General features: G+C 69.2%; 15 protein-coding genes. 4 read left to right on the top strand and 11 right to left on the bottom strand.

Annotated elements, in window-relative coordinates; translation table 11 throughout:
• Positions 1–4 precede the first annotated feature (4 nt).
• Together ACWD02_RS10915 and ACWD02_RS10910 are read left to right on the top strand one after the other, a co-directional pair.
• On the top strand, positions 5–1,282 hold the full coding sequence (locus ACWD02_RS10915) for a metallophosphoesterase (RefSeq protein ID WP_451207320.1): 1,278 nt from the start codon (positions 5–7) through the stop codon (positions 1,280–1,282).
• 147 nt (positions 1,283–1,429) lie between these two features.
• Positions 1,430–1,825 carry an ATP-binding protein gene (locus tag ACWD02_RS10910; RefSeq protein WP_451207317.1) on the top strand — a complete coding sequence of 132 codons (396 nt, stop codon included), beginning with the start codon at positions 1,430–1,432 and terminating at the stop codon, positions 1,823–1,825.
• Positions 1,826–1,886: 61 nt separating this feature from the next.
• On the opposite strand, the gene ACWD02_RS10905 is transcribed toward ACWD02_RS10910, so the two are convergent.
• Both ACWD02_RS10905 and ACWD02_RS10900 read right to left on the bottom strand, forming a co-directional pair.
• Complete coding sequence (locus ACWD02_RS10905) at positions 1,887–3,311, bottom strand: ATP-binding protein (protein ID WP_451207314.1); 1,425 nt, start codon at positions 3,309–3,311, stop codon at positions 1,887–1,889.
• 17 nt (positions 3,312–3,328) lie between these two features.
• A complete protein-coding gene (locus ACWD02_RS10900; RefSeq protein ID WP_451207498.1) occupies positions 3,329–3,994 on the bottom strand; it encodes a response regulator transcription factor in 666 nt (221 codons plus the stop codon).
• 242 nt (positions 3,995–4,236) lie between these two features.
• Here ACWD02_RS10900 and ACWD02_RS10895 point away from each other — a divergent pair, with 242 nt between their 5' ends.
• Positions 4,237–6,678 carry an MMPL family transporter gene (locus ACWD02_RS10895; protein ID WP_451207495.1) on the top strand — a complete coding sequence of 814 codons (2,442 nt, stop codon included), beginning with the start codon at positions 4,237–4,239 and terminating at the stop codon, positions 6,676–6,678.
• Between the two features lie 37 nt (positions 6,679–6,715).
• Here ACWD02_RS10895 and ACWD02_RS10890 read toward each other — a convergent pair whose 3' ends face one another.
• The gene (locus tag ACWD02_RS10890) at positions 6,716–7,639 is read right to left on the bottom strand and encodes an SMP-30/gluconolactonase/LRE family protein (protein WP_451207311.1); all 924 of its coding nucleotides are present in this window, start codon (positions 7,637–7,639) and stop codon (positions 6,716–6,718) included.
• 141 nt (positions 7,640–7,780) lie between these two features.
• Between ACWD02_RS10890 and ACWD02_RS10885 the strand changes: the two genes are divergently transcribed.
• Positions 7,781–8,224 (top strand): Lrp/AsnC family transcriptional regulator, encoded by a 444-nt coding sequence (locus ACWD02_RS10885; RefSeq protein WP_451207308.1) that lies wholly within the window; start codon positions 7,781–7,783, stop codon positions 8,222–8,224.
• Positions 8,225–8,300: 76 nt separating this feature from the next.
• Here the strand turns inward: ACWD02_RS10885 and ACWD02_RS10880 are convergent, their stop codons facing one another.
• The 8 genes from ACWD02_RS10880 to ACWD02_RS10845 all read right to left on the bottom strand — a co-directional run bounded on the left by ACWD02_RS10880 (position 8,301) and on the right by ACWD02_RS10845 (position 14,748).
• On the bottom strand, positions 8,301–8,771 hold the full coding sequence (locus ACWD02_RS10880) for a VOC family protein (RefSeq protein ID WP_451207305.1): 471 nt from the start codon (positions 8,769–8,771) through the stop codon (positions 8,301–8,303).
• Between the two features lie 122 nt (positions 8,772–8,893).
• Positions 8,894–9,964, bottom strand: coding sequence for a hypothetical protein (locus ACWD02_RS10875; protein ID WP_451207302.1), 1,071 nt, complete (start codon positions 9,962–9,964; stop codon positions 8,894–8,896).
• Positions 9,964–10,611, bottom strand: a complete 648-nt coding sequence (locus tag ACWD02_RS10870; protein ID WP_451207300.1) for a hypothetical protein — start codon at positions 10,609–10,611, stop codon at positions 9,964–9,966. Before ACWD02_RS10870 ends, ACWD02_RS10875 begins: the two co-directional genes overlap by 1 nt.
• A gap of 133 nt (positions 10,612–10,744) precedes the next feature.
• A complete protein-coding gene (locus ACWD02_RS10865) occupies positions 10,745–11,515 on the bottom strand; it encodes a succinate dehydrogenase iron-sulfur subunit (RefSeq protein WP_451207297.1) in 771 nt (256 codons plus the stop codon).
• On the bottom strand, positions 11,515–13,269 hold the full coding sequence (gene sdhA, locus ACWD02_RS10860) for a succinate dehydrogenase flavoprotein subunit (protein WP_451207294.1): 1,755 nt from the start codon (positions 13,267–13,269) through the stop codon (positions 11,515–11,517). The genes ACWD02_RS10865 and sdhA overlap by 1 nt, the downstream gene beginning before the upstream one ends.
• A gap of 16 nt (positions 13,270–13,285) precedes the next feature.
• Positions 13,286–13,777 (bottom strand): succinate dehydrogenase hydrophobic membrane anchor subunit, encoded by a 492-nt coding sequence (locus ACWD02_RS10855; protein WP_451207291.1) that lies wholly within the window; start codon positions 13,775–13,777, stop codon positions 13,286–13,288.
• Positions 13,778–13,783: 6 nt separating this feature from the next.
• Complete coding sequence (sdhC, locus tag ACWD02_RS10850) at positions 13,784–14,164, bottom strand: succinate dehydrogenase, cytochrome b556 subunit (protein ID WP_160506796.1); 381 nt, start codon at positions 14,162–14,164, stop codon at positions 13,784–13,786.
• A gap of 149 nt (positions 14,165–14,313) precedes the next feature.
• Positions 14,314–14,748, bottom strand: a complete 435-nt coding sequence (locus ACWD02_RS10845; RefSeq protein ID WP_451207493.1) for a 2-oxo-4-hydroxy-4-carboxy-5-ureidoimidazoline decarboxylase — start codon at positions 14,746–14,748, stop codon at positions 14,314–14,316.
• Positions 14,749–14,753: the final 5 nt, after the last annotated feature.

The following is a 14,753-nucleotide window of genomic DNA, read 5'->3' as shown; positions in this document are numbered from 1 at the left end:
AACCGTGGTCATCCTGTTCGTGCTGGTCGGTCTCGCCGCGCTCGCGGCCCTCGCCGCGATGCAGTGGTACGCATGGCGGCGTCTGGTGCGGGACACCACGTCCGGGCCGGGGTTCGCCCGGCGTGCGGGTGCCGTGATCTTCGTGGCGGGGCCGCTGCTGATGTTCGCGGCGGTCGCGAGTGAGCGGGCCGGGGCGCCGTTCTGGCTGCAGAAGGTGCTGGCCTGGCCCGGCTTCATGTGGATGGCCCTTTCGATCTACCTGGTGCTCGCGCTTCTTGTCGGTGAGCTCGTACGGCCCTTCTTCTTGCGGCGGCACAAGAAGTCGCCCTCTACGGAGGACCCCGCCCAGCCGGAGGACAACACCCCTCCCGACACCCCTCCCGACACCCCTCCCGACACCCCTCCCGCCCCCGCTCCTGACCCCGCCCCTTCTCCGGTGCGCGCGGAACCCACCGCACCCTCGAGGCGCCTCTTCGTCTCCCGCGTCGTCGGCGGGACCGCCGCGGCCGTCGCCGTCGGAACGGTCGGCTACGGCAGCTACGGCGTCCTGCGCGGCCCCCGCGTGAAGCGCGTCACCGTGCCGCTGGCCAAGCTGCCGCGCGGGGCGCACGGCTTCCGGATCGCGGTGGTCAGCGACATCCACCTGGGTCCGATTCTCGGACGCGGCTTCACGCAGCGCGTGGTGGACACGATCAACGGCACGCAGCCCGACCTCATCGCCGTTGTCGGTGACCTGGTGGACGGCAGCGTCGAGGACCTCGGCCCGGCCGCCGAGCCGCTCGCGCAGCTGCGGGCGCGGCACGGGGCGTACTTCGTGACCGGCAACCACGAGTACTTCTCGGGAGCCGAGCAGTGGGTCGACCACGTACGCGAACTCGGCCTGCGGCCCCTGGAGAACGCACGCACCGAGCTGCCCGGCTTCGACCTCGCGGGCGTGGACGACATCGCGGGCGAGAGCGAGGGACACGGACCCGACTTCGCCAAGGCGCTGGGCGACAGGGACCGCTCGCGGGCCTCCGTGCTCCTTGCCCACCAGCCGGTCGTCATCCACGACGCCGTCAAGCACGGCGTCGACCTCCAGCTCTCCGGGCACACCCACGGCGGACAGCTCTGGCCAGGCAATTTCATCGCCGACCTGGCGAATCCGACGCTCGCGGGCCTGGAGCGTTACGGCGACACGCAGTTGTACGTGACGCGTGGCGCGGGCGCGTGGGGGCCGCCGGTGCGGGTGGGGGCGCCGTCGGACATCACGGTCGTCGAACTGGCCTCCCGCCAGGCCTAATCGCGCGTTGGTTCGATGCGGGACGAACCTGGCCGGATACAGCCGGGCCATACGGTGACGGTGTGACACCGGGCATTACCTCTGCGCAGCATAAAGTGTCGGAAGTGTGTGCGGTTCTTGGCGCTTTGGTGTGCCATAGGGGGAACATTGTTGCGACGACAGGCTTTCCGGCTGCCTCCGCATCCGGCGTCCGTATCGCTCGCCCGGCTCCGCGTCCATGATCATCTGGCCGCCTGGGGCCACAAGGAGGAGAGCGCGGCGCTGCACGACGCCGTGCTCCTCGTGTCGGAGCTCGTGACGAACGCGGTGTGCCACGGCCTCGTCCTCGACCGGGAGTTCGAGGTCGCGGTCACGGTGCTCGCCGACGGGGACTGCTTCATAGAAGTGTCCGACGAGAGCCCGACGAGACCGGAAGCGCGGGACACGGGGCCCCTGGCGGAGAGCGGCCGCGGCCTGCGCATGCTCGACGCCCTCGCCGAGGCGTGGGGCGTCTGGCAACGAGGACGGCACGGGAAGACGGTGTGGGCGCTGGTACGGGCCTGAGACGCCCCCTGAGCGGCCTCACGCCCCTCCCTGAGCCGCGCCCCCAGCTTGCCCGCCCACCTCAACCGCCCGGCCGCGCAGGCAACGTGACCGTCACCGTGAGCCCCGCCCCCGGCGCCGTCTCCACCCCCACCTCGCCGCCGTGCGCCGCGACGACCCCCTGCACGATCGCCATTCCCAGCCCGCTGCCCGCACCCCCGCCCGCGCGAAAGAACCGGTCGAAGACGCGTGCCGCGTCCGCCTCCGCGAGGCCGGGCCCCTGATCGGCCACGCGCAGCCGCACCACCCCGTCCTGCCGCTCCACGCCCAGCGTGACCAGCGCGTCGACAGGCGTGTGGACGCGTACGTTGCCCAGCAGATTGCCGAGCACCTGGCGCATCCCCGACTCGTCCGCGCGGACCAGCACCGCCCCTTCGGCGCGGACCGTGAGCGGACGCTCCGGCTCCTGCACCCGCAGATCGTCGGCGGCGTCCCGTACGAGACGGCTCAGGTCGACGTTCCTGAGGCGCAGTTCCGGCTGCTGGTCGAGGCGGGCCAGGGTGAGCAGCTCGTCGACGAGGCGTCCCATCCGGTCGGTCTCGGCGATGACGCGGCTCCACGCGCGCGTGCGTTCCGCCGGGTCACGGAGCATCCCCTTGTCGTACAGCTGCAGATAGCCCCGGATCGCCGACAAGGGCGTACGCAGCTCGTGCGAGGCATCGGCCACGAAGCGCCGCAGCTGTGCCGAGCTGCGCTCGCGGGTCTCGAAGGCGGACTCCACCTGGTGGAGCATGGAGTTGAGGGCCAGGCGCAGCTGTTCGGTCTCCATCACCGGGGCGCGGCTCGACGGGACGCGCCGGGTGAGGTCGCCCTCGGCGATGGCGGACGCGGTCTCGACCATGTCCTCCAGAGGCCGCAGCCGGTGATGCGCGGAGATCATCGTCAGGACGGCGAGCAGCCCCAACAGGACCACTCCGAAGGCGGCGTCGAGCTTGAGTGCCTTCCTGATGCCCGATTCCACGTCCTGGGTGTCCGCGGCCATCAGGACCGTCGTGCCGTCGGCGAGCTTCGCGCCCACCATGCGGTGGGCGTCACCGTCCAGGGTGATGTCCTGCGGCTCGGCCAGGTCCGCGACCGCATCGGCGTCGTCGACGGCGGCGGCCAGGGCGCGCTGGCGCGTGGTCGGCACCAGGGCGCCGATGGCCACGGGCGCACCGCTGCCGTCCACCGCCACGAACACCGTGTTCCCGCGCGGCAGGCCGCTCGCCCGCTCCTTGCCGACGGGGGAGAGCTTGTCGAGCGCGATGCCCAGTTCACTGAGCCTCTCGATCTCCTTCATGGTGAGGCCGGTGCTCAGCAGCGAGGAGCGCGACTGCGTCAGCTCGGCGTCCACGTTGTCCAGCAGGTAGTGGCGCATGCCCATGACGCTCACACCGGTCGCCACGACGACGCCGAGAGCGAGGAGCGCCACGTTCACCCACGTGAGCTTGGCGCGCAGCGAGCTCATGCCACGGTGCGCACGCCTCATGCGAGGCCGTATCCCACACCCCGCCGGGTCGTGATCACCGGTGGTCCGAGCGCGTCCAGCTTGCGCCGCAGATAACTGATGTAGGTCTCCACGACGGTCGACTCGGCGGGGTGCTCGTACTGCCAGACATGGCGCAGGAGCTGCTCCTTGGGCACCACACGGCCGCCGTTGCGCACCAGGAAGCGCAGCAGGGCGTACTCCGTGGGGGTGAGTTGCGCCGAGCGGCCCGCGCGGCGCACCACGTAGGCCGTCTCGTCCAGCTCCAGGTCGCCGTAGCGCAGCGGGGGCCGCTGGGGGAGCACGTCGCCCGCCCTGGTGCGGCGCAGGACCGCCCCGATACGGGCGATGACCTCGTCGATGTTGAACGGCTTGGTGATGTAGTCGTCGCCGAGACCGAGGGCGCCCACGACCTCCGCGGGCGCGTCCCGCGCGGTCACGAAGAGCAGTGCCGCGTCGGGGCACCGGGCCCGCAGTTCCCCGGCCAGGGCACGGCCGTCGCCGTCCGGCAGCATCACGTCGAGCAGCGCCACGTCGGGCCGGGTGCGCCCGGCGAGCGCGAGGGCCTCGCGCACGGTGCCCGCCACCATCACGTCGAAGCGGTGGTAGCGCAGGGCGATGGCGAGCACGTCGGCGATGCTCGGCTCGTCCTCGACGACGAGCACGGTGGCCCCGGCGCCGGCCGGTCCGGTCCGCACTCCGACATCAGTTCCCTGCTGGCCTTCGGCGTGGCTCATGACCTCAGTATCGGCGCGGGCGTTGTACGAAGACCCGGTCCGTGCCTTGGAGTTACTTGAGAATCATGGCCGCGCGGCGCCTTCGGGGCGCGGCGGCGCCGATGCTGAGGCTCCTGAAGCACGGACCCGGGGGACCTGACGACGCGAAGGAGGAGTGGATCGTGGCGGCATTGGCACGGTGGTGCTATCGGCACCGTCTGGTGGTCCTTGTGCTGTGGGTGGGGGCTCTGTTCGGCCTGGGGGCCGCGGGGGCATCGGCGGGAACGAACTACTCGAATGTGTTCTCCCTGCCGGACACCGATTCCAAGCGCGCGTACGACCTGATGACCAAGGCCTTCCCGGAGAGCGCCGGAGACACCGACACGGTCGTCTGGCGCGTCGACGAGGGAGCCTCGGCGCGTGACGCGGACGTACGTTCGCGCGTCGAGCCCGCGCTCAAGGAGATCGCCGGCATGAAGGGCGTCGGCGAGGTCACGAGCCCGTACGCCTCCAAGCAGGCGGGCGCGGCCCAGATCAGCGCGGACGGGCGCATCGCCTACGCCCAGGTGACCTTCGCCGAGGAGGCGAACTCGGTCCCCAAGGAACTCGTGCAGGACGTCGTGGACACGGCGCAGCACGCCGAACGCTCCGGCCTCCAGGTCGAACTGGGCGGCCAGGCGATCACCCGCATCCAGGAGCCGCCCACCGGCATCGCCGAGATGGTCGGCATCGCGGCCGCGGCCGTCGTGCTCTTCCTGGCCTTCGGTTCGCTGTTCGCGATGGCCCTGCCCATCGTCATCGCCGTCTTCGGAGTGGGCCTCGGCATGCTCTCGACGATGCTGCTCAGCCACGTCACCGACATCCCCGAAGTGGCCCCGCTGCTCGGCTCGCTGATCGGGCTCGGCGTCGGCATCGACTACGCGCTCTTCATCGTCACCCGGCACCGGCGCGGCATCCTGCGCGGCATGGAGCCCGAGGAGTCCGCGGTGCAGGCCCTGAACACCTCGGGCCGCGCGGTGCTCTTCGCGGGCGGCACGGTGTGCATCGCGCTCGCCGGGATGCTGGTGATGAACATGCGCTTCCTGGACGGCGTGGTCATCGCGGCCTCCCTGACGGTGGTCCTGAGCGTCCTCGCGGCCATCACCCTGCTGCCCTCGCTCCTCGGACTCCTTGGCCCCCGGGTGCTCAGCCGCAGGCAGCGGCGCCACCTCGCCGCCACGGGACCGGAGCCCGCCGAGGCGAGCGGGCTCGCGGCGCGCTGGTCCTCGTACGTACAGAAGCGTCCTCGCTCGATCGCGGCGCTCGCCTTCGTGGTGATGGCGTTCCTCGCGCTGCCGCTGCTCTCCTTGCGGCTCGGCGCGACCGACCAGGGCAACCACCAGGAGTCGACGACGACCCGGCAGGCGTACGACCTGCTGGCCGAGGGATTCGGTCCGGGATTCAACGGCCCCCTCCAAGTAGTGGCCGAAGAAGCCGACACCGGGAACCTGGTGGCGACCATCCGCGAGACGGAGGGCGTCGCGAGGGTGGCGGCCGCCCCACCGGCGAACGGCGTGTCCGTCATCAACGTGGTCCCGACGACATCGCCCCAGTCGGAGGAGACGGATCAGCTCATCGACCGTCTACGGGGAGACGTGATTCCGCAGGCCGGGGTCGACGCCCATGTAGGCGGCGTCACCGCCGTCTTCAAGGACTTCGCGGCGGTGACCGGCGATCGACTGCCCTACTTCGTAGGAGCGATCATCGCGCTCGGCTTCCTCCTGCTGCTGGTCGCTTTCCGCTCGCTGGTGGTGCCGCTGACGGCTGCCCTGATGAACCTGATCGCGGCGGCGGCGTCCTTCGGTGTGCTGGTGGCGGTCTTCCAGTGGGGCTGGGGCACCGAGATCCTCGGCATCGGCAAGGAAGGCCCCATCACCGCCTTCCTGCCCGTCATCATGCTGTCGCTGCTCTTCGGGCTCTCGATGGACTACCAGGTGTTCCTGGTGAGCCGCATGCACGAGGAATGGGTGCACACCAAGGACAACGCCCGTGCGGTACGAGTGGGCCTCGCCGAGACGAGCAGGGTCATCAACTGCGCCGCCCTGATCATGATCTGCGTCTTCTCCGCGTTCGTCCTGAGCGGCGACATGGAGGGCGCGATGGCGGGCATCGGCCTCGCGGCGGCGGTCGCCCTGGACGCGTTCATCCTGCGCACCGCCCTGGTCCCGGCCGCCATGCACCTGCTCGGGCGCTCCAACTGGTGGCTTCCCGCGAGCCTGGAGAAGCGCCTCCCGCACCTGGCGGTGGAGCCGCGGGAAGCACCGGACGAGCCGGCACCCGTCCCCCACGCGCGCGTGGGGGAGCCCGACGCCGAAGGCGGCGCCTCCGTAGTGCACGGGTTCATCCGCTCCGCGGAGGGCGAACCTGTGGAGGGCGCGACCCTGACCCTCCTCTCCAAAGGAGGCGGCCAGTTGGACCGCGTGACCTCCCTGGCGGACGGCTCGTACATCGTCGCGGCCCCGTCGGCGGGCGCCTACCTGCTGGCCGTCACCGCGTCCGGCTACGCGTCCCGCGCGCGGCACCTCATGGTCGCGGACGAGCCGCTGGTGTACGACGTGGAGCTGGCGGTGGGGGAGATGGACGCGGTGAACTGAACCGGAGCCTCGGGGCCCCGCGCCCCGAGGCGCTGGGTCAGGCCCTCGCCCGGACCCGGGGCAGCCCGGTCACGGACATCACAAGGGAGTAGAGCGAGGTCGTCGCCGCGATGAAGAGCCGGTTGTTCTTCGGCCCGCCGAAGGCGATGTTGGCGACGGCCTCCGGGACCGTGATCCGCCCGATGAGGGTGCCGTCGGGGTCGTAGCAGTGCACCCCGTCGTGGAAGGCGGCGGCCCACAGCCGGCCTTCGTCGTCGAAGCGGATGTTGTCGAAGCCGGCTTTCGACTCGGCGAAGACGGCACCGTCCGAGAGGGTCCCGTCATCACGCACCTCAAAGGCGCGGATCGCGGACGCCCGTGAGTCCGAGACGTACAACTGCCGCTCGTCGGGCGAGAAGACGAGTCCGTTCGGCCCCTCGAAGCCGTCGGCGACGATGCGCACGTCACCGGTGACGGGGTCGATCCGGTAGACGTGGCAGCCACCGATCTCGGCAGCCGCGCGATGCCCTTCGTAGTCACTGGTGATCCCGAAGTCCGGGTCGGAGAACCAGATCGACCCGTCCGAGCGGACCACGGCGTCGTTCGGGCTGTTGAACCGCTTGCCCTCGAAGCGGTCGGCGAGAACCGTGACGCGGCCGTCGTGTTCGGTGCGGGTCACGCGCCGGTTGCCCTGCTCGCAGCAGATCAACCGGCCCTCCCTGTCGAGGGTGTTGCCGTTGACGTATCCGGCGTTCGAACGGAAGACGCCGACAGCACCGGTCGCCTCGTCCCAGCGCAGCAGCCGGTCGTTGGGGATGTCGCTCCAGATGAGCTGGCGCCAGGCCGGCAGATAGAGCGGCCCCTCCGCCCACCGGCAGTCGTCGTACAGCACCTCCAGCTTGGCGTCCCCGTTGGCGCAACGCCCTGTCCGGAAGCGCTCGTCCAGAACCTCGTACGACGTCGGGACTTTCTGGGAAGACATGACGACCCCTGTCTCACGCAATGAGCGAACATCATTCGGTAGTACGACGATAGTGCAGTACGAGGTACGGTGTTCGTCAAGAGTTGATGACGGGCGTCGAGAGTCGACGAACGGAATGAACGGATGGCGGGACCACAGCTGATGGACGACACCGATCGGGCGCTGCTCGCACTGCTGCAGGAGGACGCCGCCCAGCCCTACGCGACCCTGGGCAAGGCGGTGGGCCTCTCGGCGGGCGCGACCCACGAGCGGGTACGCAAACTGCGCGAGCGCGGGGTGATCCGCCGCACGACGGTCGACGTCGACCCGGCGGCCGTGGGCCAAGGCGTCCTTGCCTTCGTCATGGTCGACTCGACGGCATGGATGGGGGACCGGGCGGCGGACTTCGTCGCGATCCCCGAGATCCAGGAGGCGCACGTCATCGCGGGCACGGCCAGCGTCCTGGTAAAGGTCCGAACGGGGACGACGGAGCAACTCCAGGACGTGCTGCGGCGGCTGTACGCGATCGACGGGGTGAGCGGGACTCAGGCGACGGTGTCGCTGGAGACGTTCTTCGAGAGGCCGGTGTCGCCGGGGGCGGCTTGACGCCCGCCCTTGCTCACCCCGAACCGCCGGGTGGGCGTGGAGCCGCGCGCCGGCGGTGACGCGCGCCTACCGGCGGCTAACTCCGCGCCAGCTCGGGCCGCTTGCGGTAGTCGGTGAACCCGATGACGTTCCCCCACGGATCGGCGACCTCGACGGTCCACCCCGTGGCCACGGAGGCGGGCGGAGCGAGCGCCTTGACCCCGGCGGCCTCAAGGGCCCGCCCGGCGGCCCGGGCGTCCCCCACCTCGAGCCACACCCGCGGCGTGGCCCAGGCGGAAGGCCGATGCTCGACCCCCTCCTCCACCCGCAGCAGAATCCCGGGCGTCTCCTTGCCCACCTTCAGGATCGCGAGCCCGATCTCGTCGATCCGATGCGTCACGGGGAACCCGGCACGCTCATAGAAGGCGACGGCCTCGCCGAGGTCGCCGACGGGAAACAGGACGTTGTCGAAGCCGAGCAGTTCAACCGACTGATCTTCGGTCGACTGCTCACCGGATTGACGAACGGGCTGCTCAACGGACAGGCCGACCGACTGGTTGTCTGACATTCCGTCAGGGTAAGTGTCGAATGTCGAGTTCCGACGTACCGCGGGCGGCCGGGCGCGACCTGTCAGGTCATGTCACCCGGTTGGCGAAGCCGGCGCCGGTACGGGTGGAACGGGCCCGCCGCCTATCGGTTGATCGACTGGATCTCCTGGACTTCGACGTCCTGCGTCCCGTCGAAGGTTCCGTCCGGCAGGTCGCCGCCCGTGTTGCCGGAGCCCTCCCAGGAGATCTCCCAGGTGATGGACGCCTTCAGCTCGTACGGCTCGCCGTCAGTGGCCCGCAGGTACGCGATGCCGCACGGCGGGTCCTCCTTCGAGGAGCCCTTCGTGTACGGGGTGCCGATGCTGCCGTCCTCGTTGACCTTGCACTCGCCCGACGACGGGAAGGTCGTCGCGTCCTTCGTGCCGGGCTCCAGGTGGAGGCTGACCGGCTTGGCGGTGGTCTCCGCCCACAGGCCCGTGCCGGGGAGTTCCGCGCGTACCTTGACGTCCTCGAACTTGCCCTTGTCCAGCCAGATCCAGGTGGGCAGGTTCACCGTCGACCTGCCTTCCGGCTTCAGCTCGACCTTGGTGTCCGGGACCTTGACCTTGTCGTACGCGTATGAGGCGAGGACCTCGGGCGTGGGGGCGTTGTCGATCTGAGGGAGGGTCCCGGCGTCCTGCCAGAAGAGGGTCTCCTCGCAGTCGTAGGCCCCGGGATCGTCCTCCATGTCAGGGTTGACGACACCGCGCCAGAATTTGCCGTCCTTGCCGAGGTTGAAGTTCTTGTAGCTCTTCGTGCCGTCGCTCTGCGGCTTGCCCTTCTCGTAGTAGTCCACCATCAGCTGTTGCCCCCAGCTGAGCGAGGGCGTGACGGGGACCAGGTTCTCGTTCGGGGTCTTCTTGAGCTGATCGGTCGCCGCCTTCACCTCCTCGGACGTCGCCACGGGCTCGTACCAGCAGGCCGGGGGCTTCCAGTTGGGGTCCACCGGGGCGAGTCCCTTGGCGGAGGAGCCGCCCTTGCCGCCGCTGACCTGGTTGACCTTGATGTTCGTGGCGCCGACCCCGGCGTTCAGGGTGTTGTTGTTCGCGCCGCCCGAAGGCCCGGGCGGATTCTGGTTGTTCTTGTCCCCGATGGCGTACGCGGCCGTCGATGAGAGGCCGATGGCGAGAGTTGCGGCGAGCAGGACGGCGCCTGCCTTCGCGGTGGCCCTCATTACTCGCAACCGCCGGGGACGGTCTCCAGCGAGACGGTCTGCCACACGCCCTGCTCGGACTTGGTGAGCCTGGCCCGGTACTGGAGTACGGACTCGGGAGTGTCGGGGGTGGCGGTGACCTTTTCGGTCTTGCGGTTCTTCGTGGACGACTCGCGCTCGTCGACGCAGTAGAAGAACACGGCCGCGTCCTTGCCGCTGAGGTTGATCTTCGGGTCGTAGGCCTTGATCTCACCGATCAGGCTGTCGTCGGTCTCGACGAAACCCTTGATCCACTTACGGGCCGTGGTGAGGGAGCTGCCCGCGTCGTAGAAAGCCACCGCTTCCGACTCCGGGTCGGCCTCGATGATCGCCGCATACTTCGCCCGCAGCTCCTCCTTGCCGTCGTCCAACACCGCCTGGAGCTTCGGGTCACTGTTGGTCCAGCCCGCGAAGTCCGCCTTGAACTCGGCCGGGAGCTTGATCTTCGGCCGTTCCGTCCCGCCCGGCTTCGCCGAGGGGCTCGCGGAAGCCTTCGAACCGCCGTCACCCGCCCCCTCGATCTTGTCGGAGGAGGAATCGCCGCCTCCCCCCGAACCGCACGCGGTCAACAACAAGGCCGCGGTCGCGGCGGTCGCGGCCGTCAGAAGCCGGATGGGGCGGTGGTTCACTCTGGACTCTCCCGTGGGGTGGTGAGGGCGTAACACAAGCGAACACACGCTATCTGTGGGGGTCCTGGGGACGCACGTGGGCCCCGCTCCTCAGAGGAGCGGGGCCCAGATCACCGTACGAGAGGAGAAGAAATCAGAAGCGACGCGTGATCAGCGCCCGCTTCACTTCCTGGATTGCCTTCGTGACCTCGATGCCACGCGGGCACGCGTCCGTGCAGTTGAACGTCGTGCGGCAACGCCACACGCCGTCCTTGTCGTTGAGGATCTCCAGGCGCTGCTCGCCCGCCTCGTCACGCGAGTCGAAGATGAAGCGGTGCGCGTTGACGATCGCCGCCGGGCCGAAGTACTGGCCGTCGTTCCAGAAGACCGGGCACGACGACGTGCACGCGGCGCACAGGATGCACTTCGTGGTGTCGTCGAAGCGCTCGCGGTCCTCCGCCGACTGCAGGCGCTCGCGCGTCGGCTCATTGCCGGTCGTGACCAGGAACGGCATGACGTCGCGGTACGCCTGGAAGAACGGCTCCATGTCGACGACCAGGTCCTTCAGGACCGTCAGACCCTTGATCGCCTCGACCGTGATCGGCTTGGACGGGTTGATGTCCTTGATCAGGGTCTTGCAGGCGAGGCGGTTGCGGCCGTTGATGCGCATGGCGTCGGAGCCGCAGATGCCGTGGGCGCAGGAGCGACGGAAGGTCAGCGACCCGTCCATGTCCCACTTGATCTTGTGAAGGGCGTCGAGGACACGCTCCTTCGGGTCGATCTCGATCTCGAAGTCTTCCCACGTCGCGTCCGCCGAGACCTCGGGGTTGAAGCGGCGGATGCGGAAGGTGACCGTGATGTACGGGGAGTCGGCGAAGCCGGCCTCGGGCTTGGCGTCTTCCTTGTCGAGGGTCGGGGTTGCCATCAGTACTTACGCTCCATCGGCTGGTAGCGGGTCTGCACGACCGGCTTGTAGTCGAGTCGGATCGACTCGGTGCCGTCGTCGCCTACCTCGCGGTACGCCATGGTGTGGCGCATGAAGTTGACGTCGTCGCGGTTCGGGAAGTCCTCGCGGTAGTGACCGCCGCGCGACTCCTTGCGGGCCAGGGCCGACTGCGCCATGACCTCGGCCAGGTCGAGCAGGTTGCCCAGCTCGATGGCCTCCAGGAGGTCGGTGTTGAAACGCTTGCCCTTGTCCTGGATCGAGACGTTGAGGTAGCGCTCGCGGAGCTCCGCGATCTTCTCCACCGCCGTCTTGATCGTCTGCTCCGTGCGGAACACCATGACGTTGGCGTCCATGGTCTCCTGCAGCTCCTTGCGGAGCTCGGCGACCCGCTCGGTGCCCGTGGCGTCACGCAGGCGCTCGACCTGGGCGACGACCAGCTCCTCGGCGTTCTCCGGGAGCTCGACGAAGTCGTTCTTCGCCGAGTACTCCGCCGCCGCGATACCCGCGCGACGGCCGAAGACGTTGATGTCCAGGAGCGAGTTGGTGCCCAGACGGTTGGCGCCGTGCACCGACACGCAGGCCACCTCGCCCGCCGCGTAGAGACCGGGGACGACCGTCGTGTTGTCGGCCAGTACCTCGCCCTCGACGTTCGTCGGGATGCCGCCCATGGCGTAGTGCGCGGTCGGCTGGATCGGGATCGGGTCCGTGTAGGGCTCGATGCCGAGGTACGTACGCGCGAACTCCGTGATGTCCGGGAGCTTCGCGTCCAGCTGCTCCGGCGGGAGGTGCGTCAGGTCCAGGTACACGTGGTCGCCCTCGGGACCGCAGCCGCGGCCCTCACGGATCTCCGTGTAGATGGAGCGCGAGACGACGTCACGGGACGCGAGGTCCTTCATGACCGGCGCGTACTTCTCCATGAAGCGCTCGCCGTCCTTGTTACGGAGGATGCCGCCCTCACCACGGGCGCCTTCCGTAAGAAGGATGCCCATGCGCCAGATGCCGGTCGGGTGGAACTGGAAGAACTCCATGTCCTCCAGCGGCAGACCGCGGCGGTAGCAGGCCGCCTGGCCGTCACCCGTCAGCGTGTGCGCGTTCGACGTCACCTTGAAGAACTTGCCGGTGCCGCCGGAGGCGTAGATGACGGCCTTCGCCTGGAAGATGTGGATCTCGCCGGTGGCCAGCTCGTACGCGACGACGCCCGCGCTCTTCTTGACCCCGTCGATCTCGACGATGAGCTGGTCGAGGACGTAGAACTCGTTGAAGAACTCCACGCCCTCCTTGATGCAGTTCTGGTACAGCGTCTGGAGGATCATGTGGCCGGTGCGGTCGCCCGAGTAGCAGGCGCGGCGGACCGGGGCCTCGCCGTGGTTGCGGGAGTGACCGCCGAAACGGCGCTGGTCGATCTCACCCTTGGGCGTACGGCCGAAGGGCAGGCCCATCCTCTCCAGGTCGAGGACCGCGTCGATGGCCTCCTTCGCCAGGATCTCGGCGGCGTCCTGGTCGACCAGGTAGTCGCCGCCCTTGATCGTGTCGAAGGTGTGCCACTCCCAGTTGTCCTCCTCCACGTTGGCGAGCGCGGCGGCCATGCCGCCCTGCGCCGCGCCCGTGTGGGAGCGGGTGGGGTAGAGCTTCGTCAGGACCGCGGTGCGGCTGCGCTTCGTCGACTCGATGGCCGCGCGCATGCCCGCGCCGCCGGCGCCGACGATGACAGTGTCGTACTTGTGAATCTTCACTGGGTTCGCCTCGGCTTTAGCGGATGTTCGGGTCGAAGGTGAAGATCACCAGCGTGCCCAGAAGGATGGTGAACACCGTGGCGGTGTACAGCAGGCCCTTGAGCCACAGGCGCGTGTTGGCGCGCTCCGCGTAGTCGTTGATGACCGTGCGCAGGCCGTTGGCCCCGTGCAGCATCGCGAGCCACAGCATCAGCAGGTCCCAGACCTGCCAGAACGGCGAGGCCCAGCGGCCGGCGACGAACGCGAAGCCGATCTTGCTCACGCCGCCGTCGAGCACCAGCTGGATCAGCAGGTGACCGAGGACCAGGACGACGAGGACGACGCCGGACAGGCGCATGAAGAGCCATGCGGCCATCTCGAAGTTGCCGCGGGTCGAGCGCGGGGTCTTGGAGGTGCGCTTGCGCGGCGCCTCGATGAGAGGGGCCGGGTTGTCGGCGTCGTAGAGCGAAGCGCCTTCGACGGGACCCACTCCGGACACTCCGGACTTCTCGAGCGTGGTGTCGGACATCTGGCGTCAGCTCCCGAAGACTTCGCGGACGGCGTGGCCGAGGACCGGGTAGAGCGCCCCCACCATCAGGACGATCCAGATGCCCATCACGGTCCAGAGCATCTGCTTCTGGAAGCGCGGGCCCTTCGACCAGAAGTCGACGGCGATGACACGCAGGCCGTTCAGCGCGTGGAAGAGGATGGCGGCGACCAGGCCGTACTCAAGGAGTGCGACGAGGGGCGTCTTGTAGGTGCTGACGACATCGTCGTACGCCTCCGGGGAGACGCGGACGAGAGCGGTGTCCAGCACATGCACGAACAGGAAGAAGAAGATGAGGACGCCGGTGACTCGGTGAGCCACCCAGGACCACATTCCTTCCCGGCCGCGGTACAGCGTTCCAGCCGGCACGGCAGAACCCTCCGGGAGCGGGGATTGGGGCCAGCCGGCTTGGGTGGTCGGACGGGCCCGGCCGGGTACGGTCCACCGGCCGCTCGTCATCGTATCGACGAGTTGTCGGTTCGCTCGCGCGGGGTAGCCAGGTGTGATCAAACAGGCAATCAAACAGGCACGTACGGGCTATTCAGGTCGTGCGTGAGCCGGGTGAGTCGGCCGCGGGCCAGCTTCCGCATTTCCTCGGCCGCGATGACCCGCTCCTCCTCCGGATCGTTGGTGAGGCGGTCGCGGATTCCGGCGAGCAGATGACCGAGGGCCTGGGTCGGCGGGACGTCGTCCAGGCAGATGACGAACACGTGACCGAACCGGCTTTCGTACGCCGCGTGCGCGGCCCGCAGTGCGGTGTGCGCCGCGGTGTACGTCCCCTGCCGGGGGAGGACGGGACGCAGAGGTTCGCAGGCCAGGGCCTCGGCGAGGTCCGCGGGCGGCAGGTCGTACGCCGCCTCGTCGGACGCGGCGAGCAGCGCTTCCAGGTCGGGGTACGGCCGGTGGGCGACCAGCCGGCGGGCCCAGAGGTGGCTGCCGCAGCAGGTGAGCAGCGCGG

The organism is Streptomyces sp. NPDC002853, assembly GCF_053591915.1.
This window is presented reverse-complemented; position numbering and strand designations above follow the sequence as displayed.

What these genes read in the sequence shown, in the direction of transcription:
- ACWD02_RS10905 (WP_451207314.1), bottom strand. Translation starts at nt 3,311, where the DNA reads ATGAGCTCGCTGCGCGCCAAGCTCACGTGGGTGAACGTGGCGCTCCTC.
- ACWD02_RS10890 (WP_451207311.1), bottom strand. Translation starts at nt 7,639, where the DNA reads ATGTCTTCCCAGAAAGTCCCGACGTCGTACGAGGTTCTGGACGAGCGC.
- ACWD02_RS10885 (WP_451207308.1), top strand. Translation starts at nt 7,781, where the DNA reads ATGGACGACACCGATCGGGCGCTGCTCGCACTGCTGCAGGAGGACGCC.
- ACWD02_RS10880 (WP_451207305.1), bottom strand. Translation starts at nt 8,771, where the DNA reads ATGTCAGACAACCAGTCGGTCGGCCTGTCCGTTGAGCAGCCCGTTCGT.
- ACWD02_RS10875 (WP_451207302.1), bottom strand. Translation starts at nt 9,964, where the DNA reads ATGAGGGCCACCGCGAAGGCAGGCGCCGTCCTGCTCGCCGCAACTCTC.
- ACWD02_RS10865 (WP_451207297.1), bottom strand. Translation starts at nt 11,515, where the DNA reads ATGGCAACCCCGACCCTCGACAAGGAAGACGCCAAGCCCGAGGCCGGC.
- ACWD02_RS10855 (WP_451207291.1), bottom strand. Translation starts at nt 13,777, where the DNA reads ATGTCCGACACCACGCTCGAGAAGTCCGGAGTGTCCGGAGTGGGTCCC.